The organism is Thermanaerovibrio acidaminovorans DSM 6589 (assembly GCF_000024905.1).
Taxonomy (GTDB): Bacteria; Synergistota; Synergistia; order Synergistales; family Synergistaceae; genus Thermanaerovibrio; species Thermanaerovibrio acidaminovorans.
Map to the genome: position 1 here is coordinate 1,325,950 of NC_013522.1, position 20,367 is coordinate 1,346,316.

18 protein-coding genes are annotated in these 20,367 nt (G+C 65.7%); all 18 read right to left on the reverse strand.

All coding sequences use genetic code 11. The features are described from left to right. Positions 1–81: 81 nt before the first annotated feature. Positions 82–1,539: an S-layer homology domain-containing protein gene (locus tag TACI_RS06555; protein ID WP_012870016.1), complete on the reverse strand. Its 1,458-nt coding sequence runs from the start codon at positions 1,537–1,539 to the stop codon at positions 82–84. A 313-nt stretch (positions 1,540–1,852) separates the two neighbouring features. Continuing rightward, on the reverse strand, positions 1,853–2,830 hold the full coding sequence (locus tag TACI_RS06560; protein WP_242601085.1) for a sulfurtransferase: 978 nt from the start codon (positions 2,828–2,830) through the stop codon (positions 1,853–1,855). Between the two features lie 132 nt (positions 2,831–2,962). Then, complete coding sequence (locus tag TACI_RS06565) at positions 2,963–4,162, reverse strand: O-antigen ligase family protein (RefSeq protein ID WP_164925188.1); 1,200 nt, start codon at positions 4,160–4,162, stop codon at positions 2,963–2,965. Between the two features lie 62 nt (positions 4,163–4,224). Beyond that, complete coding sequence (locus TACI_RS06570) at positions 4,225–5,412, reverse strand: mitochondrial fission ELM1 family protein (RefSeq protein WP_012870019.1); 1,188 nt, start codon at positions 5,410–5,412, stop codon at positions 4,225–4,227. Between the two features lie 24 nt (positions 5,413–5,436). Beyond that, positions 5,437–6,636: a DegT/DnrJ/EryC1/StrS family aminotransferase gene (locus tag TACI_RS06575; protein WP_012870020.1), complete on the reverse strand. Its 1,200-nt coding sequence runs from the start codon at positions 6,634–6,636 to the stop codon at positions 5,437–5,439. Position 6,637: 1 nt separating this feature from the next. Beyond that, a complete protein-coding gene (locus tag TACI_RS06580) occupies positions 6,638–7,792 on the reverse strand; it encodes an iron-containing alcohol dehydrogenase (protein WP_012870021.1) in 1,155 nt (384 codons plus the stop codon). A gap of 16 nt (positions 7,793–7,808) precedes the next feature. Then, positions 7,809–9,050: a 3-deoxy-D-manno-octulosonic acid transferase gene (locus TACI_RS09440; protein ID WP_164925189.1), complete on the reverse strand. Its 1,242-nt coding sequence runs from the start codon at positions 9,048–9,050 to the stop codon at positions 7,809–7,811. A 2-nt stretch (positions 9,051–9,052) separates the two neighbouring features. After that, positions 9,053–10,057: a KpsF/GutQ family sugar-phosphate isomerase gene (locus tag TACI_RS06590; protein WP_012870023.1), complete on the reverse strand. Its 1,005-nt coding sequence runs from the start codon at positions 10,055–10,057 to the stop codon at positions 9,053–9,055. After that, a complete protein-coding gene (kdsA, locus tag TACI_RS06595; RefSeq protein WP_012870024.1) occupies positions 10,054–10,905 on the reverse strand; it encodes a 3-deoxy-8-phosphooctulonate synthase in 852 nt (283 codons plus the stop codon). Before kdsA ends, TACI_RS06590 begins: the two co-directional genes overlap by 4 nt. After that, the gene (gene kdsB, locus TACI_RS06600; RefSeq protein ID WP_012870025.1) at positions 10,902–11,639 is read right to left on the reverse strand and encodes a 3-deoxy-manno-octulosonate cytidylyltransferase; all 738 of its coding nucleotides are present in this window, start codon (positions 11,637–11,639) and stop codon (positions 10,902–10,904) included. Before kdsB ends, kdsA begins: the two co-directional genes overlap by 4 nt. Next, positions 11,545–13,860 carry a tetraacyldisaccharide 4'-kinase gene (gene lpxK, locus TACI_RS06605; protein ID WP_012870026.1) on the reverse strand — a complete coding sequence of 772 codons (2,316 nt, stop codon included), beginning with the start codon at positions 13,858–13,860 and terminating at the stop codon, positions 11,545–11,547. The genes kdsB and lpxK overlap by 95 nt, the downstream gene beginning before the upstream one ends. After that, positions 13,847–15,604 carry an ABC transporter ATP-binding protein gene (locus TACI_RS06610; RefSeq protein WP_012870027.1) on the reverse strand — a complete coding sequence of 586 codons (1,758 nt, stop codon included), beginning with the start codon at positions 15,602–15,604 and terminating at the stop codon, positions 13,847–13,849. Before TACI_RS06610 ends, lpxK begins: the two co-directional genes overlap by 14 nt. After that, positions 15,601–16,707 (reverse strand): lipid-A-disaccharide synthase, encoded by a 1,107-nt coding sequence (gene lpxB / locus TACI_RS06615; RefSeq protein ID WP_012870028.1) that lies wholly within the window; start codon positions 16,705–16,707, stop codon positions 15,601–15,603. Before lpxB ends, TACI_RS06610 begins: the two co-directional genes overlap by 4 nt. Continuing rightward, positions 16,692–17,501, reverse strand: coding sequence for an LpxI family protein (locus tag TACI_RS06620; protein WP_012870029.1), 810 nt, complete (start codon positions 17,499–17,501; stop codon positions 16,692–16,694). The genes lpxB and TACI_RS06620 overlap by 16 nt, the downstream gene beginning before the upstream one ends. A gap of 32 nt (positions 17,502–17,533) precedes the next feature. After that, positions 17,534–18,604 (reverse strand): LPS export ABC transporter permease LptG, encoded by a 1,071-nt coding sequence (gene lptG, locus TACI_RS06625; RefSeq protein ID WP_012870030.1) that lies wholly within the window; start codon positions 18,602–18,604, stop codon positions 17,534–17,536. A gap of 19 nt (positions 18,605–18,623) precedes the next feature. Next, positions 18,624–19,112: a KdsC family phosphatase gene (locus TACI_RS06630; RefSeq protein WP_012870031.1), complete on the reverse strand. Its 489-nt coding sequence runs from the start codon at positions 19,110–19,112 to the stop codon at positions 18,624–18,626. Beyond that, entirely contained in the window at positions 19,109–19,915 is an 807-nt protein-coding gene (lpxA, locus tag TACI_RS06635) for an acyl-ACP--UDP-N-acetylglucosamine O-acyltransferase (RefSeq protein WP_164925190.1), read from the reverse strand. Before lpxA ends, TACI_RS06630 begins: the two co-directional genes overlap by 4 nt. A 2-nt stretch (positions 19,916–19,917) precedes the next feature. After that, positions 19,918–20,358, reverse strand: coding sequence for a 3-hydroxyacyl-ACP dehydratase FabZ (gene fabZ / locus TACI_RS06640; protein WP_012870033.1), 441 nt, complete (start codon positions 20,356–20,358; stop codon positions 19,918–19,920). Positions 20,359–20,367 lie beyond the last annotated feature (9 nt).

The following is a 20,367-nucleotide window of genomic DNA, read 5'->3' on the forward strand; positions in this document are numbered from 1 at the left end:
ACCTCCGGGGGGTATGGTATCACCCGGGGGGCAAAAAAGAAAGGACGCGGGGGATATCCCCCGCGTCCTTCAGGGTTGCGCTTAGAACACCACGTGGGTCCGGAACCGAACCAGGTTGTCGTCCCCGGAGAAACCGCTGGGGTTGTCGGTGCCGTAGTCGATCTTGTCGTAGACCAGCTCGAACTTAACCGCCGGGTTGTACTGGTAGGCCACCCCGAAGGTGTAGTTCTTGGTGTCGTCCACACCGGCGCCGGACACATCGGCGGTCAGATAGCGCTGGAAGGTGGACCACTTGTCGTTCCACTTCTGCTCGGCGCGGGCGAAGAACACGGTGGTATCGTCGTTGCTGCTAGCTGCTGCACCACGGTTCGCCAGGACCTCGGCACCATAGTTGCTGTAGGCACTGGAGTCCCTGTCGCCGGTCATCACGAAGGAATCGTCGATCTTTGCGTACTCGAGCCACAGGCTGGTGAACTTGAGCAGGTCCTGCTTCACGTCCAGGATGACCTTGTAGGCCACCGGGGAGTCGTTAGACACGGTACCCCACAGGTTCTGCTTGTAGTAGGCGCCCTTCAGGGACACGGAGGGGTTGAACTTGAACTCCATATCGGCCCCGTAGGTGTTGTCGACATCGGGGCTAGCGGTCCTAGAGCCCTCCGCGTAGTCGTAGCTCCTCCAGACCCCCATGACGCCCAGGCGGAACTGCTCGTTGAAGTTGAAGTCCATCCGGGCGCCGTACATGAAGTACTCGTCCACGGAATCGATGCCATCGTCCCAGTGGCTCACGAAGGCATCGAAGTCCACCATCCCGAAGCTCTTCTGGAACCGGAAGCCCTTGAGGGTCCAGTCGCCCACGAAGGCCTCGTTGTCCACATAGAGGCCCCTCTCGTCCTCCCAGTCGATGTTCTGCAGACCAGCGGTCATGGTGATGTCGTAGGGCAGCTTGGTGGTCACGTAGTAGTAGTCCCACTTGGCGCTGTCGTAGCCCTGGCTGTCGTGCTTGTAACCGAGCCTGGAGGTGAAGGTGGTGGTCTCGTTGATCCGCTTCTTGATCCAGATGCGGTAACGGTTCAGGGAGAACTCGTTCTTGCCGTCAAAGTCGTACTTGGTGTTGTCCTCGTTGGCGAACTTGGCGTCGAAGCGGAACTCACCGGCGAGGCTCCAGCCCCCCAGGTCCTTCTCGAGCACCGCCACCCGGCTGTCCAGCTTGTCAACCTTCACACCCAGGGCGTCTAGCTCGTCCTTGAACTCCACAACCAGCTTCTTCAGCATCTCCACGTCCTGCTTGCTGGCCTTGTCAAGGTCCACCTTGGCAAGCGCCCGGGCAACTATGGACGCCATCTCGTAACGGGTGGCGGGCTGACCGCCCTTGTAGGAACCGTCGGGATAGCCGGAGATGACCCCCTTGGAGGCCAGCTGGCTCACCGCATCGTAAGCCCAGTGGTTCATGGGAACGTCCATGAACGGGTTGGCCGCGAAGGCCGGCGCAGCGAAGGCCACGAGAAGGGCCGCCGCGAAAAGCACAAAGCTCTTCTTCATTGTCTTGTTACCCCCTTGAGTCTGTATTTTAGACCTCGGAACCGGCGAAGACCCGGGGGAAAGCCCATCCGCAAGAACCCTAGTTCCCTTGCACTCAAGGCGGATCCCACAAGCCGTCCCGGACCCAAAGGCCCCCGAAACTCCGCTCGCCCTTTATGGCTTGGGGGCATCCACACCTCCTTTCCCGCCCTCAGGGGTCACAGCGAAGCTCCAAGCTATGTCATGGTCCTCACCGGGTACTATACATGAACCCCCCGAAAATGACAAGGGGCGGGATGGGCCCGCCCCGAAAATTCATCCGCCAAATGACCTACTACGGCCGACCGGTGGAGACCGGAAGGTCCGGCATCCCCGCCCAACGCTGGAAACCCTCGTCCACGTTCCTGGCGTAGTAGCCGCTCATCCTGAGCGCCACGCAAGCGTAGGCCCCCCTGACCCCCGCGGTGTCGTAAACGATCACCACGTCCTGGGGAGAGACCCCAAGACCCTCCATCAGGGCCCGGATCTCATCCTGACCCTTCAACGCCCCCTCCTTGGTGAAGAGGCTGTCGAACGGAAGGTGCAAAGCCCCGGGTATCCGGCCACCCCGCCGCTCCTGGAAGAACCGGGCACCCTCGTACTCCGGCTGGGTCCTCACGTCTATCACCTTGACCTTGTCCAGGTTCTCAGAAAGCCACTTGATGTCCACGTTCCACCGGGTGTCGTCCTTGTCGGAAAGCCGGGGCATCCTGCCCCCCTTGCCCCGGTGAGGCACCAGGTCCCGCCGACCGCCGGAGCTCAGCCAGCCGGTGTACCCCCCCTCCAGGATCTTCACCTTCCTGATCCCGTAGCTCCTCATGACCCAGAACAGGAAACCCTCCTGCCCCCAGCCCCCAAGATCCCCGTAGACCACCACGGTCCTCTCCCCATCAACCCCAAGGGCACCAAGCCGCCGGGCCAGCTCCGGCATGGGAAGCCGGACCCCCCAGCCGCTGTCCCCAGGACGCCCACCCAACCGAACAAAATGGGTCCACTCGGCGTTCACCGCCCCGGGCACGTGACCCTTCAGGTACAGCGCCTGGGCCCGGGCGTCCAGCACCACCACCCTGCCAAGGTTCGCCGCAAGCCAGGAGGGGGTCACGTAGACCTCCTCCCGCTTCAGGAACTCCACATCCTTGAAGACCTCCTGGGCGGTCATGCCCCGAACCTCCTCCTTGGGCGCCTCCTTCTCCTTGGGCGCCTCCTTAGACTCCAAGGTCACATCCGAAGAGGCACCAGGGATTGAAACGGGGGCGGAAACCGGGACGTCCACCGACACGGGGGGAGCAACCTCCGACGCCATGCACTCCCCTGACCCCAGAACGAAAATTAAACCAAAGACCGACGCAAAACCGCGAAAACTCAATATCATCACCCTCCTTGTCATCAACAGCCAAATCGGAATTCACCCCAAAGCCCGCCGGCCAACCCTGCAGTGAAGTCCCGCCGCAATCCCCGCCAAGGCCCAGGCGAACATGCCGCTGGTGCTCCGACCCGATACGATGAGCCCCGATGCCCACCCGGAAAGGACAAGCCCACCCATGGCCCCCAGGACACCCAATGCCAGGGGATGCCTGAGACCATACCGGCGAACCGCCCCAAAGCACATCCGCAAAATTCCTAGAACGATCCCCCCGTAGAACAGAAATCCGGAGAAACCCACCGAGACCGCCAGATCCAACGGGTCACTGTGCGCATGACTTGGCCCCCCGGTGGGGTTGGCCGATCTCCACGCCCCTAAGCTCTCCACATCCCTGCACATGACATACACCCGGTCAAACCTGCCCAACCCCCAGCCCCAAAGGGGCCTCTGCTTGAGCAGATCCCAGGAAATGGCCCATATGGTGCTCCTGTGGGTGGTAAAAGCCTTCATATCCCACCGCTTCAGGGCGGAAAGCTGGGTGAACTCCCGAAACACCGCTGACCGGGCGGAAGGGAACAAGACCACCCCCGAGATCAACATGAAAGAGATCCCCCCCAACAGCAAGAGGAGCCTGGCCCTGATCCTCCCCCTGCCCATAAAGAGGACAGACAGGACCACCATCCCACAGCCGAAAAGGGCCCCCAGCATGGCGGCGCTGCTGCGGGATAACACCGCACAGAGGCCGCAAACCACAACCAGGACCAGGTCAAGGGCCCCGTCCATCATGTTCCGGGCCATGACAGCCTCAGCAAGGAACATGGGCATCAACATCTGTCCCAAAGTCCCGTAGTAGACCATACCCTTGTAATCAAAAAGGCCAATCCACGGCCCAACCCCAGCAACGTAAGCCACCGCACCAACAGAAACTATAAGCAGGGCCAAAAGGCAAGCGAAGCGAAAGCGGCGCAAGGCCCCCACACCTGGCCTCGACATGTAAACCAAGCCCATGAAAGCCCCCAACACCGCCTCCAGGATCAGGCTGTACCCCTTCACCGCCTCATCAAACCCGATGAAGTTGGCCATCTCCGACAGGACCCCCATCACCAAAAGGCCCCGCACAGACCACCCCACGTACCTGGGGATCCCGCTACCGATACCCCTCCATAGGCGCCCCTTGATCATGAAGGCCAGGGCGATGAGGAAAAAAAGGTACCTGGCCACCGGCCCGAGAGGGGTTGCCACAAAGGCTGACAGGAAAGACAACTGAAACCCCTTAATGCACCTATCCGACTCAGACGAGCCCATCAAACACCCCACCGGAAGACAAGCTTTCCCGCCAGCCACTCCGCCGACCTCCTCGCCTCGTTAAAACCCCATACGCGGCCAGGATCCTCGGGTATCACCGGACGACCCTGACCGTCAACCATGGGCATCTCCCGCTTCCACAACCCCCACTCCTCGATACGCCCCTCCCGCCTCAGGGCGGAGAAGAGCTCGTCGAACCGGCTGGAGCCGAAGACCGCCCCACCGGGGGCCAGCCCCGCCGCGGCGGCCCGGCGGCTCAGCCTGGAGAGACCCTGCCTCAGCCCCCCGGGACGCTCCACCCGCATGAGCACCACCCGGTGCCCCGCGGTGGCCGCCTCGGACACCATGGACACCGAGTCCTCGGTGCAGAAGATCCGGGTGCACAGCCCCAGCATCCCCGGCACCGGGTTGCCGGAACACCGCCCGGCGGGAAGGTACATCCTCACCGCCCCGCTACCCTTGAGGAGCCGCCCCAGCTCCTCCTCAGCCTCCCGGGAGGTCCGCCGGGAGGTGGTGACGTAAAGGTCCGCCCCGAAGGCCTCCGCCCGACGGAGCAGAACCCCCACCTCCCGCCTTATCCACCGGGGGGTAACCCGGTAGTTCCGGTCGTCACCACCCACCAGCAGCCCCCAGCGCCTCACCGACCGGGGGGGGAACAGGTCCCCAAGGGCCCTGCCCTCCGCCTCCAACGCCCCGGGGTCCACCGAGTTGGGTGCCCCGAGGGTGGGGAACACGTTGCTCCGCCGGGGGGGATGATCGTGCTCGGGCACTATGGCGTAGTCGAAGGGGTCCAACCCGAGCAACGACGGGGTCATGACGGTCACGCTCACCGCCCCCAGAAGGACCCCCAGAGCCAGATTGTAAGGGGCACAGCGGCTCCCGGCGGACAGGACCACCACCCGGCCACCCAGGACCGGGTTGCCGCCGAAGGCCCGGTAAAGCTCCCCGCCGAAGGCCCCCAGCCACTCCCGGGACCTGCGGCGACCACCGGACCGAAGGAACAGGGAGGAGAGCCGGGCCCTGGCGAGAGACACCCCCCCAAGACGCGGCACCTCCCGCTCCTCCACCCTCAAGGATATGTCCCTATCCGCCAGGGCCCGGCCCAACCACAGGGCGATCCCCCGGCTCTGGTTGACGTGACCCGCCACCCCGTCGCTCAGGATGAGGAGCCTGGCAGTGAGCCCCATGGTACCTCCGGTCCGTCCTGGAACCTAAAGGGCCTTGGCCCCCGCCCGGATGGCGCCGATCAGGGCCTCCACCCGGGCGTCGTCCATCACTATGTCCAGCCCAAAGACCGCGGCACGCTCCAGGATCGAGTGAGTAACCGGCCACTCCACCGGCCGGTAGGAGGGCACGTGGTCCGCATGATGACAGTCGTAGGGACACCGGACCCGGGAGTAGACCTTGCCGTCCCTCAGGGTGTCCCAGTGACGGGCGTAGTGCCATGTGTTGTCGCTCAGGATCCCGCAACCGAAGCCCGCCTCCTTGGCGGCCCGCTGGAACCGGCGGGCGGACTCCCCGTCGGGCAGCAGGAAAACGATCTGGGTGGCCAGCTCCCCCTCCGGATCGGGCAACACCCGGGTCTTCAGCCCAAGATCCCTAACCTCCGACAACACCCGGTCCCGGGTGGACCTAAGCATCCCGATGGCGGTGTCAAGCTTATCCAGCCCCACCAGCCCCAGGGCCCCCTGGATCTCGCTCATCCGGAAGTTGAACCCGAGGCACGCCTTCCTCTCCGCCCCCCGGTCGATGGACTTGTCGTGCACGTGACCGTGGTCGTGGTAGTACTCCATCCGGTGATACAGCTCCTGGTCGGAGGTGAGCACCATGCCCCCCTCACCCACGGTGACTATCTTGTAGGGATCCAGGCTGAAGGTGCCCCACAGCCCCATGGACCCGCAGTAGCGCCCCTTGTAGGTGGCCCCCATGGCCTGACAAGCGTCCTCGAAGAGCATGAGGCCGTAGTCGTCACACACCCGCTTGAAGGCGTCCATGTCCGCGGAGGCGCCGAACATGTGGACCGGCATCACCGCCCTCGTCCGCTCGCTCACCAGGTCCTCCACGCAGTTGGGATCCAGGTTCAGGCTCTCGTCTATCTCCCCCAGCACCGGGATGGCGCCGCACTCCAGGATGGCCTCCACGCTGGCTATGAACGTGAAGGGGGTGGTGATCACCTCGTCCCCGGGCCCTATGCCGCAGGCCTTCAGCGCCACGTAGAGGGCCGCGCTCCCGGAGGAGACCCCCAGGGCGTGACGGGCGCCGAACTTCCTGGCGCAGGCCCCCTCGAACTCCTCCACCTTGTATATGTCGTTCCTGACCCCCTGGAAGGAGTAACGATGAACTATCCTCCGGCGGAGCACGTCCGCCACCGCGTCTATCTCCCTCTGATCGAAGAGCTCAAATCCCGGCATCCTAGTACGCCTCCTTGTAAATGGCCACACAGGCCCTCTTGTCCATCACCCTCGGGTTGTTCTCCATGGGACGGGCCACCGCCATGGCCCGGTCCGCCATCTCATCGAAGTGCCTCTCCTCTATGCCCGCCTTGAGCTCCGAGAGCCTGCAAGGCAACTCAAGGTCCATCACCAGCTCCTCCAGCAGCTCCGCCAGGGCGAAGGCCGCCTCCCGCCGGGGCCAGCCGTCGGATGCGCCACCCAAGAGGCCGTAGGCCTCCGCGTAACGATCAACACAGGCCACCGCGTTGTGTCTGGCCACGTAGGGGATCAGAAGCGCGTTGGCACAACCGTGCCCCACCCCAAACATGCCCCCAAGAGGGTAGGCCAACGAGTGACAGGCACCAACCCCCGCATTGGCCAGCGCTACCCCGCCGTAGTAGGACCCAAGCAGCATGTCGCTCCTGGCCCTCAAATCCCGGCCATTCCATGTGGCGGTGCGGATGCTGGAGCCGATGAGCCGCATCGCCTCCCGGGCGAACATGTCGCTGAAGGGACTGGCGCTCCTGCCGCTGAAGGCCTCCAGGGCGTGCACCAGCGCGTCCATCCCGGTGCTGGCGGTCACCGCCGGGGGCATGGTGACCGTGAGCTCCGGATCCAAAAGGCTCACGTCCGGGAAGAGCTTCTCGTCGTTTATGCCCCCCTTGAAACCGTCGCTCTTCCGGATCAACACCGCAGTGAAGGTCACCTCCGAACCGGTGCCCGCGGTGGTGGGGATCATCACCTTGGGAACCCCTGGGTTCCTCACCAGCCCAAGACCCTGATAACGGGCGGCACTACCCTCGTTGGTTATGAGGACGCTCACCGCCTTGGCCACGTCAAGACAGCTCCCTCCACCTAGCCCCACCACCGCCTGACAGTCGTGCTCCCGGGCCAGCTCCGCCACCGCATCGGTGGTCTCCACCGAAGGCTCGGGCTCCACCCCGGCGAACACGAAGGGCTCAACCCCAGCCCCCTCAAGGTACGAACAGATCCGGTCCGCCACACCCAAGGACTCCATGGTGGAATCGGTGACCAAAACCGCCCGATCCGCCCCCAGGGACCTCACCACCTCTCCAACCGAGGCGGAAACGCCACAGCCAAACCTCATCCTGCCCGCTACCCTAGCATCGAACATCTCTCAACACCACCTCTTATCTGCACCCCTCGTCAAGGAGGGACAACACCCGGTCCGCAACCCTACGGGACGCGCCGGACAACCCATCCAACAGACCACAAGGATCAATTTTACACCCAGAAGTTAGTATTTGAATTAACTTAGCCCCCATGTCCTCCCCGGAGGCCACCGGGAACCCGCAGCCCCCGCGGACCATCCGGTCCCTAACCTCCGCGAAGTCCTCCATGTGGGGACCGAATAACACCGGCACGGACCAGCAGGCGGGCTCCAGGGGGTTCTGCCCCCCCTTGGGCACAAGACTCCCCCCCACGAAGGCCACCCGGGCCAGGCCGTACAGGCCGAAGAGCACCCCCACCCGGTCCACCACCACCACGTCGACCCCGCCGGCTAGTCCCGCAAGGCCCGGGTCCTCGGAGAACCGCACCGCTCGCAACCCCTCCCGGGAGCAGAGCTCAAGACACTCGGACGCCCTCTCAGGATGCCGGGGCACCAGCGCCAGCTTGAGACCCCCCACCACCCCCCGGGCCATCCGGTAGGCCACCAGCACCTCCCGATCCTCCCCAGGATGAGTGCTCCCCGCCACGAACAGATCCCCCCGAAAGGCGTAGCCCGACAGGTCCTCCGTCCCCCGGCGACTGAGCACCGCATCCACCTTCACGTCCCCAACGGGACCCAAGACCCCCTCCGGCACCCCAAGCTCCAGGAACCGCTCCCGGTCCAAACCAGTCCTGGGGAAGACCGAGTCGAAACAGCCCAGAAGGTCCCGGTAGAGCCACCCGAGGGCCCTCATCCGCCGGTAGGAGCGGTCCGACACCCGGCCGTTGGCCAACACCAGCCGAACTCCCCTCCGCCGGGCCTCCCATATCATCACCGGCCAGAGCTCGGTCTCCATCACCACGTAAACCCTGGGGTCCAACCCATCCAGGAAGCGCCTGACGAAGCCCACCCGGTCCCACGGGTAGGCCACCACCAGGTCCACCCCCGGCACCGACGATGCCACCCTAAGACCCGTCTCGGTGATGGAGCTCAACGCCAGGGACCCGGCGAACCCCATGTGCCTCAGGGCGCTAACCACCGGCGACGCGGCCTGGACCTCCCCCACGGAGACCCCGTGAAGCCACACCACCGGACCCCCCAAACGGGGAACCCGCCCCCGCCGCTCCTCCACCCGGCTGTAGCGCCCCGCCAGCCTCCGGGAAAGAAGGCCGAAAGCGGAGCTCACCAGGGACGACACCGCCCAGCGGGAGATGGGGCCCAACCTCAAGCCACCCCCGCCTTCAGGAGGTCATGCAGGTGAACTATCCCCTCCACCCGGGCACCATCAACCACCAAAACCACCGATATCTCCATCTCCTCCATGAGCTTGAGGGCCTCCGCCGCCAGCTTGTCCCGGCCCATCACCTTGGGGTTCCGGGTCATCACCTCCCCAACGGGCCTCTCCAGGGACCCTACCCCCTCCCTCTCCATGAGGCGCCTCAGGTCCCCGTCGGTGAAGATACCCACCAGCTCCCCCGAGGGCCCCTCCACCGCCACCGCCCCGTAACCCTTGTCGGTGATGGCGAAGAGGGCCTCCTTGACCGACGCGTCCCGGCTGACCCGGGGCACCCGGTCCCCAACGGCCATCACGTCCTCCAGGCGCAGGAGCAACCTCCTCCCCAGTGCACCCCCGGGGTGGAAAAGGGCGAAGTCCTCCACCCGAAGGCCCAACAGCCGGGTCACCATCCCCGCCAGGGCGTCCCCCACCGCCAGCTGAAGGGTGGTGCTGCTGGTGGGGGCGATCCCCAACGGATCCGCCTCCCGACCCACCGAACAGTCCAACACCACGTCCGCCGACAGCCCAAGGGGGGAGTCCCTACGCCCCGTTAGGGCTATCACAGGACAGCCTATCCGGCGAAAGAAGGGCACCATCTCCAAAACCTCCCGGGTGGTGCCGCTGTTGCTGAGGAAGAGCCCCACGTCGTCCCGGCACACCATCCCCAGGTCCCCGTGAGATCCCTCAGCAGCGTGCAGAAAGAAGGCGGGACAACCCAGGGACGCCAATGTGGCGGCGATCTTGCGGCCTATGAGCCCCGACTTCCCAAGGCCACAGACCACCACCCGGCCGGAACAGGAGGCCACCATCCTGGCGGCCCTGACCAGCTCGAGCCCCATCCTCGATGCCCCATCCTCCAACGCCCGGGCCTCCTGCCGGATCACCTGAAGCCCCACCTCCAACAGCTCCAGGTCCCCCACCCTCGAAAGGTCCCGCTCGTAGGGCAACATCATGGCCAATCAACCCAATCCAAGCAGGCGAAGCCGTCCTCCATGGCCCGGTCCCAGATCCCCTTCGCCTCCTCCAGGAGACGCCGGAAGAGCCGAAGGGGCACCATGTTGGGACCGTCGCTGGGGGCCGAGTCCGGGTCCTGATGGACCTCCAGAAACAGGGCGTCCACCCCAAGGGAGGCGGCACACCTGAGCAGGGGCCGGACGAACCGCCTGTCCCCACCGCTCCTGCCCCCAAGCCCCCCCATGGACTGGACGCTGTGGGTGGCGTCGAACACCACGGGACACCCCAACCCCCTCATGATGGGGAAGGACCGGAAGTCCACCACCAGCTGCCTGTAACCGAACACGCTACCCCTCTCGCAGAGCAACACCCGCCGGTTCCCCACGGACCTGCACTTGTCCACCACCGACGCCATGTCCTCAGGGGCCAGGAACTGGGCCTTCTTCACGTTCAACACCCGGCCGGTGGCGGCGGCGGCCAGCACCAGGTCCGTCTGACGACACAGGAACGCGGGGATCTGAAGGATCTGCACCGCCTCCGCCACCGCCCCCACCTGATGGGTCTCGTGAACGTCGGTCAGCACCGGGACCCCAAGGCGCCGGTGAACCTCCGAGAGGATCCGGAGCCCCTCCTCCATCCCGGGCCCCCGGAAGCTGTCCTTGGAGGTCCGGTTAGCCTTGTCGAAGGACCCCTTGAAGACGTAGCCCACCCCAAGGTCCTCACAGACCCTAAGACACGCCTCCCCTATCATCAGCGCGTGGTCCAGCCCCTCCAGGGCACAGGGCCCGGCTATCACCGCAAGCCGCCCAGCACCGAAGCTGACCCCGCTCTCCTCGAAACCGATCAATCGAGCTCCCCCCTGTCCCTAAGGTATTCCTCCAGGGCCCTAACGTCCTCCTCGGTGTCGATCTCTATGGTGTCCCGCTCGGTTATGACGCACTTTATGGACCGGCCCATCTCCAACACCCGGAGCATCTCCAGGCTCTCCACCCTCTCCAGGGGCGTAACCTCCCAGGAGGCGAACTCCATGAGCAAAGAACGCCGGTAGGCGTAGGGGCCTATGTGCTTGTACCACCGGTCGTTCCGGTTCCTCGGATAGGGTATGGGGGACCGGCTGAAGTAGAGGGCCCTCATGTTGAGATCAAACACCATCTTCACCACGCTGGGGGAGGACACCTCCTCCTCCCGCTCGATCCTCTTGGCCAACACCGCCAACTGACAGGACGGATCCCCCTCCAGGGCCTCCACCAGGGAGCCTATCATGTCGGGCCCCACCAGCGGATCGTCCCCCTGGACGTTCAACACCAGGTGATACTCCGGAAGCTGCCTGGCCACGTAGGCCACCCGGTCGGTTCCGGAGGGCAACTCCGGAGGGGTCATCCAGGCCTCCCCGCCGGCGGACCGGACCACCCGGGCTATCTCCTCGTGATCGGTGGCCACTATCACCCGATCCACCGGGGATCCAACGACCCCCGCCAACACCCGCTCAACCAGCGTCCTGCCCCCTATCCTCATCAGCGCCTTGGCCCGAAGCCTGGTGCTGCCATACCTGGCGGGTATCACCGCCAAAACTCCTGCCATCGAAAACTCCTCCCCTCACTTCGCCAGGATCCCAAAACCCCCGGGACACCATGTCCAATCTCTCCCAGAGAAGGCACAGCAAATCCCAACCCAACTCCCGGGCGGCAAAATCCACCACCCGGTCCAGAGCCCCCCGAGGCCCCATGCGTCTCGATCCCTCCTGCCCCATCCGGTGCCTAAGGTCCGGATCGGACAATATCCGCTCCAGGCAATCCGCCAGGGCCACCGGGTCCCGGGGACAGAGCTCCTCACTGTCCCCCAGAAGCCTCTTCTGGACCCGCTTCCCCAGGCTGTCCAACGACACAACCGGCACCCCAAGCCCGGCGCAGATCTGGTTCGCGGTACCCCCGAGGCCCAAAACCACCTGGGCCCCCAGGGCGGCAACCCCAACGCCGCACCTGCACACCCGGAACAGGCTATCCCCCACCAGGGGCGACCACCCATCCCCAACCGGGAGACCAAGCTCCCCCAGGGGACCGGACACGTCCAGGCTCAAGGCGGGGACCCACAGGAACGAACAGCCAAGCCTGCCCCCAAGCTCCAGACACGCCCGGGCTATCACCGGAAGGTCCTTCAGGTACCCGGAACGGCTCCCGGGAAGGACCAACACCCGGTGGCCAGAGGAGCCCTCCCAAGGGTCCACCCCCCCCACATCCGCCAGGTCCATTATGGGGTTCCCGTCGAACCGGGCATCCACACCCCTCGATGCCAACTCCTCCCGGGTCTCCCGGTCCCTTGTCCACACCGCCAGGGCCCGGTGCCTCAGGAGGAACCCCTCGATACGCCAGTGACCGGACAGGTACACCGTCTTGGCGGTGGCCAAAAGCAAAGGCCTCATCCCCCGGCCCCACAGGGCGTGAAGGAAGAGGTACACATCCCCCACGCACAAGGGGGTCCTCCGGGGAGCCCCCCTCCAGGCCGCCAGCTGGCGGATCAGCTGAGCCGCCAGCCCGCTCCGCAGATCCTCCAGAAGGTACCGCCAGCCGTACTTGACCAGCCCACCGCTGGGCATGCTCAAGACCGGGGAGGACACCGGAAAGCCCCCCTCCCGGTACTCCACCCCCTCCCCCACCAGGGGGAAGGCCTCCACCCGTGCGGCGGGGAACCTGGCCTTGAGGCGACCACAGAGCACCGCTCCAATGGCGTCCTCCCCGTGACCGTTGGAGGCCACCACGAACCGGGGTGCCAACACCTCCGCCAGCTCCCGAAGGAATCGGGGCTCGTCCTCGATCCCCACCCGGACCCGAAGCACCGAAAGGGGAAGCCTGAAATGGTACCCCCCGGGCAGGTTCATCAGGTCCTTCTCGGTGCACACCAGCCACCGGGCCCCTAGCCTCTCCGCCTCATCCTCCAGGGCCATCAGGTCACCGGGACCGAACCGGTGATGGTCCCTGAAGGGCCGGAAGGAGGCCACCTGAACCCCCCGCCCCTCGAGGAGCCCAAGGAAGCTCATTGGGTTGCCTATGGCGCAGAAGGCCAGCACCGGCCCCCGGGGGTCGCCTCCGGACCAGCCGTCCACCAGCAGGGAGGACCTGAAGATCCGGTCCGGCCTCACGTGCCGGCGGATCTCCGCCTCAAGCCCCTCCAGCTCCTGAGCACCCACCTGGTCCGCCTTGGTTATTATCACCAGATCCGCCCTCCTCAAGGACTTCACCGGCTCCCGAAGCATCCCCGCGGGGAACATGAGCCCGTTGCCGAAGGGACAGGTGGCATCCACCAACACCAGATCCGCGTCCCGGGCCAGCTGACGGTGCTGGAAGCAGTCGTCCGCCACCGCCACCTGAACCCCCAGGGACCTCAAAAGCCTCACCCCCGCCACCCTGTCCCGGGAGACCACCACCGGCGTGCCCCGGAGCTTCCGGGCCAACATGAGGGGCTCGTCCCCGTAGATCCTCCGCTCCCCATCGGGGGGCACCACCAGGGGCTCACACCCTCCAGCTCCGCTGTAGCCCCGGCTCACCACCCCGGGCCTCAAGCCCAGGGAGAACACCAACCTGCAGAGGGCCTCCACCATGGGGGTCTTGTTGGTTCCTCCAAGGGTCAGGTTCCCCACGCTCACCACCGGCAGGGGCCCCTCGGTGGCGCAGAGTAGGCCGTGATCGTACATGAAGTTCCGCCCCAGCACCCACCACTTGGACACCAGGTGCAACGGCGACAGCAGCCACCAGGGGGAGGGGCCCCCGCGGGATATGTGCCTCAGGTAGCTGTCAAGAAGCCCCATGACCGAACTGGGCCCTCACCAGCGACGCGTACCGCCCGTCCAGGGCCATGAGCTCCCGGTGGGTCCCCTGCTCCACGATGACCCCCTGGTGAAGCACCAGGATCCGGTCCGCCCGGCGCACCGTGGAGAGCCTATGGGCCAGGATGAAGGACGTCCTCCCCTCCATGACCCGCTCCAACGACTCCTGGATGGTTCGCTCCACCTCCGCGTCCAGCGAGGAGGTGGCCTCGTCCAGGATCAGTATGGCCGGATCCCTTATGATGGCCCGGGCTATGGCCACCCGCTGCCTCTGGCCACCGCTCAAGGTCACCCCCCGCTCCCCTATCTCGGTCTGGTAACCATCCGGGAGGGACTCTATGAAGTCCCCGATCCCCGCCAGGTGGGCCGCCTGACGGATCTGATCCATGGTGGCCCCCTCAAACCCATAGGCTATGTTGAAGGCGAAGCTGCCCTTCATCAGCACCGGATCCTGGAGCACCACCCCGACCCGACGCCTCAGATACCGGGGATCCAGCTCCCTCACGTCCACCCGGTCTATCAAAACCCTGCCCCGGACCGGGTCGAAAAACCGGGGGATCAGGTCCGCCAACGTGGACTTCCCCGCCCCGGTGGACCCGACCAACGCAACCCTCTCCCCGGGGGACACGGTGAGATCCACCCCCCGAAGCACCCAGGGAAGGTCCTCCCCGTACCGGAACCAGACCCCCTCAAAGTCCACCCGGCCGCGGATGACCGGCGGCCGCAACATCCCCGACGAGGGGGCCTCCTCCGGCTGGTCCAGCACCTCGAAGACCCGCTCCGCCGCCGCAAGGGCCTGCTGTACCCGGCCGAAGACCCGGCTCAAGACCCTTATGGGCTGCACCATCAGCCCCAGATAGGTGAGGAACGCCATGAGCTGACCGGCGGTTATGTCCCCCCTCACCACGTGACTGCCCCCAAGCCATATGATGAACCCCATGGCGGCCATGAGGATCAGCTCCACTACCCCCTCCAGCAAACCCCGGAGCTGGGTGCCCCTCATCAGGGCCCCGAAGTGGGACCGGTTCTCCTCCGCGAACCTACGGTACTCCATCTCCTCGGTGGCGAAGGCCCTCACCACCTTCATGGCCCCCAAGGCCTCCTGGGCGGAGGCGGACACCCGGGCCAGGCGCTCTTGGATGGCGTGGCCCACCTGCCTCATCCTGGCGGTAGTGAACCCGATCACCAATGCCGCCATGGGAAGGATCACGAAGGTGGCCAACGTCAGCCTCCAGTTCAAAGTCAAAAGGAACCCCACTATGGCCACGAAGGTGACCCCCTGGACCACCAGGTCCACCAGCACGGAGGAGACCAGGTCCTGAAGGAACGCCACGTCACCGGTTATCCGGGACAGCAACTCCCCGGTCCTCTTGGAGTACAGGTACCCCAACGGCAACCGCTGCACCTTCCGGTACAGGGCCAGCCTAAGATCGAAGAGCACCCGTTGCCCCACCCAGGTCATGAGATAGGTCTGCCAGTAGTAGAAGAACCCCTTCAGGGCGTAGATCCCCACTATGCCACCGATGATGAGCCCAAGCAGACCCCGGTTCCTGTCTATCAGGACCTTGTCCACCAGGTTCTTTATGAGCCACGGGGGTATCACCCCCAGCACCGAGGCCAGCACCATGCAGGCCACGCCAAGCATTAGCCTGCCCCGGTGAGGCCTCAGGAACCCAAGGAGCCGCCCATACACCCCGCCCCCCAAATCACCCATCCAACGCTTCATCGGGACGCCATCTCCGAAACTACCTCCTCCCAGAGGTCCAAGGCCCCGGCCCTCCCAAGCAGGGTCCGCCCCTCCCGAAAGGCGGAAAGCCACCCGCGGAGCCCCTCCGGGTCCTCCACCTGCCGCAACACCCCCAGGATCCTGCGGCCCAACAGGTCCCCTCTCACCGCCCCCTGCAGTAGCTCCGGGTAGAGCTCCCTGCCCAGGAGGATGTTGGGCAGGGCACAATGGGGGGACCTCACCAGGAGCCGGGCCAGGGCCATGGACAACCACGACGTCCTGTAGGCCACCACACCTGGACGGCCCACCAACATGGCCTCCAGCGACACGGTGCCGCTGGCCATCACCGCCCCAACCGAGCGGGCCAGGAGGGAAACCCCGTCCTCCCGGCTCACCTCCACCCCCAATGGGCCCAACAGGTCCCCCATCCACCGGGCCACGTCCTCCCCTAGGGAGGACGCCACGGAGAAGACCGGCCGATACCCCTCCCCCTTGAGGAGCTCCGCCGCCCGGGCGAAGGGCGGAAGGTGACGCCTCACCTCCCCCCCACGGCTTCCGGGCATGAAGGCCACCGTACGGCAGGAGGGATCCAGCTCCGCCTGGGATATCCGGTCCAGGAGCGGATGACCCACGAAGGCGGACCGGCAGCGGTGATCCTGCAGGAACCGGTGCTCGAAGGGGAACAGGGGAAGGCACAGGTCGAAGAGCTCCCTGAGGTGCCTGACCCTGCCGGAGCGCCAGGCCCACACCGCCGGGGGCACCAGGCTAACCATGGGCCCCCGGTAACCCTCCCGCCGGATCCGCCGGGCCAGGGGCAGGTGGAAGTCCGGGCTGTCGGTCAGCACCACGCAGGAGGGGTTGGCCCGGGCCACCTCAAGGGCGATCCGGTCCCGGAGGCGGATGAGCCTCCCCAGGGCCCCAAGGGCCTCGGTGAACCCCATCACCTGGAGCTCCCCCATGTCCCACCGGGTCTCCACCCCCGCCTCCCTGCACCTGGGACCCCCCATGCCCCACAGGCGGAAGCCCCGCCGGGAGAGGCGGAACGCCAGATCCCCCAGGTAGCGGTCCCCCGAGGCCTCCCCACAACTCACGAAGACGGACAACCGGACACCCCCAGGACGCATATGCCCTCCGACTGGGCCATGGGGACGAAGACCTGGGGCTCCAGGATGATGGTCCGCCCCGCCTCCACCGCCAGACACTTGAGCGACGCGCTGGCCATCCGCTTCAGCGTGTGGGGTCCCACGGTGGGGATGTCGTACCTCTCGTCCTGGTCCGCCCTCATCATCTTCACCACCGTGCCCCCCCGGCAGAGGGAGCCCGCCCTAAGGAGGGTGGCGTCAGTGCCCTCCATGGCCTCCACCGCCACCACGCTCCGCCTATGCACCACCACCGTCTGGCCAAAGGAGAGCCCCACTATCCTGCGGGCCACGGAGACCCCGTACTCCACGTCCGACAGCTGCCACGGGAACGGCTCAGGCCCCGCCACGTGCCCCAGGGGGGCCATCAGGTCCAGGATGAGGTCCCGGTAGGACCTCACCTCCATCCCCGCCTCCTCGAAGGCCCTCACCACCGCCCCTAGTAGGCTGTGATCGTCCCGGTCCCTCAGCCCCTCCACCAGGTCCTTCACCCGCTGATCCAGCATGGCGGGCTGGTATAGCAGCGTCTTGGGCACCACACCCGCCATGTAGACCCGCTGAACCCCCCTGGAGGCCATGTCCATCAACGTGCCCCCCAGGTCCAACCGGTGCAGGGACACCACCTCCAAGGCGTACTTGGATATGCCCCCCGCCTTCTCCCGGAACGAATAGATCACCGGCGGCTCACCCAGGTCGGTGAGACGCCGCGCTATCTCCACCGGCAGGTCCCCCTCGCCGGCTATAAGCGCCACAACCAAAGGCCCAAGCCCCCTTCCGAAAAATAACCCGGTCAGTCCCCCCGACGGACCATGAACAGCCCCGCGACCCCAAAGACCAGGTTCGGCACCCAGGCGGCCACCACCGGCGGCAGGTACGACGCCTCCCCCAATGACTGGCAGAACGAGAGCACCACATAATAGAGGAAGACGATCACCACGCTCAACCCCAACCCAACCCCGGCGCCGCCGGATCTCTGGGGACGCACCCCCGCCGAGGCCCCCACCAGGGCCAACACCAGGCTAGCCCACGGAACCGCCAGCCGGAGATGAAACATCACCCGGAGCTTAGTGGCGTCGCTGCCCTGCCGCTCCATCAGCCCTATCTGCTCCGCCATCTGGAAGACGCTCATCTGGGACGGGTCCGTCGACTGGGCCTCCACCCTGGCGGGAGACAGGTCCAGCCTCAAGGACTCCCGGGCGAAGGAGTAGAGGAACTTGACACCCCCGTCGGGGGCCACTTCGAAGGTCTTACCCTCCTCCATGGTCCACTTGCCATCCCGCCACACCGCCCGCCGGGCGGATGTGAGCCTGGACAGACGACCTCCCTCGAACTCCTGCACCAGGACCCCCTCCATCTCCCCAGTCCGGGGGCGGATCCGGTCCATGTATATCACCCGCCGGAGCCCCGAGGAGCCCTCCTCCCTAAGGAACATGCGCTCCTTGAACTCCGGGGGCCTCTCCCTCATAATCTCATAGGCCAACACGTTCCTTGCGGCCCGCTCCGACAGGGGCACCACCGTCTCATTGAGGACGAAGGTCACCACCGACGCCAGGGCGGAGGCCACGACCAGGGGGCGAACCATCCGGCGAAAGGGGACCCCGCAGGCCTTGAGGGCCACTATCTCCGAGTGGGACGACAGCTTCCCGAAACCCATCAGCGCCCCAAGCAGGCTCCCCATGGGTATGGTGGTCACCACCACCCCGGGCAGATAGTACAGGAAGAGCCGCACCACCACCCCAAGGGAGACCCCCCGCTGGATCACCAGGTCCGCTATCCTGAAGAGCAGGCTCCCCGCCACCATGAGCACCGTGAAGGCCGCCACCCCGAAGGCGAAGGGGCCTAGCAGCTCCATCAGTATCAACCGGTCCAGGTGACCGAACCTAGGCCTTATGACCCTCCCCCTCCCTCCGGTTCCTCAACAGTATCCTCTCGCACGCATCCCTCACCGCCCCGGCCCCGGCACGGCTGGGGGTGACGTAATCCGCCAGGCGCAACGCCTCCGGCCGGCCATCGCAGGGCACAACCCCGTAGCCGCACCACTCGAGACACTCCAGGTCCGGCAGGTCATCCCCCATGTAGGCCACCTCATCCTGGGATATCCCCATCTCCTCCGCCCACCGTCGAAGCACCGGTAGCTTGTCATAGACCCCCTGGACGCACAGGTCTATCCCAAGGTCCCTGGCCCGGGCGGAGGTGGAGTCGCTGTGCCGGCCGCTCAGGAAGGCCACCCTGACCCCCGCGGCCTGAAGGAGCTTTATGCCCATCCCGTCCTGGATGTGGTACCTCTTGCTCTCCACCCCGGCGGAATCGAAGGAGACCCCCCCATCGGTCAACGTGCCGTCCACGTCCATGACGAAGAGCCGGATCAATCCTCCTCCACCTCCGACCGATGGGCCCAGGGGGTCCAGCCCCTGCGGCACCGGGACATGAACTCCCAAAGCTCCCTCACCACCGGATCCTGGCCACACTCCTCCAGGAGGCTCTTCAGCCCCTGCCTGAGCGGCAGGGAACCGGTCCTGAGCAGATCGTACACCTCCCGGATCCGGCGCCTCTCCTCCGGGGTGAACCCCTGGCGCCTCAAGCCCACCTTGTTCAGCCCATGGATCCGGGCGGGACGCCCGTCCGCCAGGGTGAAGGGGGGCACGTCCTTAACCACCTTGCTCAATCCACCTATCATGCAGGACCGGCCGATGGTGACGAACTGGTGAACCCCCGCCATGCCCCCTATGGTGACCCGGTCACCCACCCTGGCGTAGCCCGCCAGACCCACCTTGTTGGCCAACACGCAACGCTCCCCAACCTCCACGTTGTGCCCCAGGTGACAGCCCTCCATCAGATACGTCCCGTCCCCCACCCGGGTCTCGTTGCCCTCCCCGGAGGCCCGGTGAATGGTCACGTTCTCCCTAATAACCACCCCGGAACCTATCCGCACCCAACTCTCCTCCCCCTTGAACCCGAAGTCCTGGGGGTCCCTGCCCAGAACCACATGGTCGTATATCCGGCAGGAGGGGCCTATCTCCACGCAATCGCATATCCTGACGAAGGCCCCCAGCTCGGTGCCACGGCCTATCCTGACCCGGCGATCTATCACACAGTAGGGGCCAATCACCACCCCATCCTCTATCTGAGCCTCGGGATCTACCTGAGCGGTGGGATGAACCGCCACGGACACGATCAATCCCCCCCCTTCGTAAGGTTACTGGACAGGGCGAAGCCCAACACCGCCTGGGCGGCCAGCTCCCCATCCACCGTTCCGGTGACCGACACCTTGCCCATCCTGCCCCGGAACTTGAGCATCCTGGCCTCGGTGATCAGCTGATCCCCGGGACGCACCGGCCTACGGAACTTGGCGTCCTCCACGGAGGTCAGGAAAGCGGTCATCCCCTCCAGCCCCGGAACCCGGGACACCAGACAGGCCGCCACCTGCCCCATGGCCTCCAGGATGAGCACCCCGGGCATCACCGGCTCCGACGGGAAGTGACCCTGAAAGAAGGGCTCGTTCACCGTCACGTTCTTGAGCCCCACCACCCGGTCCTCACCCACCTCCAGGATCCGATCCACCAGCAGAAACGGATACCGGTGAGGCAGGAACTCCATTATCTTCAGTATGTCCATGGCATCTAC

Coding starts and splice junctions, on each gene's coding strand:
- TACI_RS06555 (WP_012870016.1), bottom strand. CDS start 1,539: ATGAAGAAGAGCTTTGTGCTTTTCGCGGCGGCCCTTCTCGTGGCCTTC.
- TACI_RS06570 (WP_012870019.1), bottom strand. CDS start 5,412: ATGGGGCTCACTGCCAGGCTCCTCATCCTGAGCGACGGGGTGGCGGGT.
- TACI_RS06575 (WP_012870020.1), bottom strand. CDS start 6,636: ATGCCGGGATTTGAGCTCTTCGATCAGAGGGAGATAGACGCGGTGGCG.
- TACI_RS06580 (WP_012870021.1), bottom strand. CDS start 7,792: ATGTTCGATGCTAGGGTAGCGGGCAGGATGAGGTTTGGCTGTGGCGTT.
- TACI_RS06590 (WP_012870023.1), bottom strand. CDS start 10,057: ATGATGTTGCCCTACGAGCGGGACCTTTCGAGGGTGGGGGACCTGGAG.
- kdsB (WP_012870025.1), bottom strand. CDS start 11,639: ATGGCAGGAGTTTTGGCGGTGATACCCGCCAGGTATGGCAGCACCAGG.
- lpxK (WP_012870026.1), bottom strand. CDS start 13,860: ATGGGGCTTCTTGACAGCTACCTGAGGCACATATCCCGCGGGGGCCCC.
- TACI_RS06610 (WP_012870027.1), bottom strand. CDS start 15,604: ATGAAGCGTTGGATGGGTGATTTGGGGGGCGGGGTGTATGGGCGGCTC.
- fabZ (WP_012870033.1), bottom strand. CDS start 20,358: ATGGACATACTGAAGATAATGGAGTTCCTGCCTCACCGGTATCCGTTT.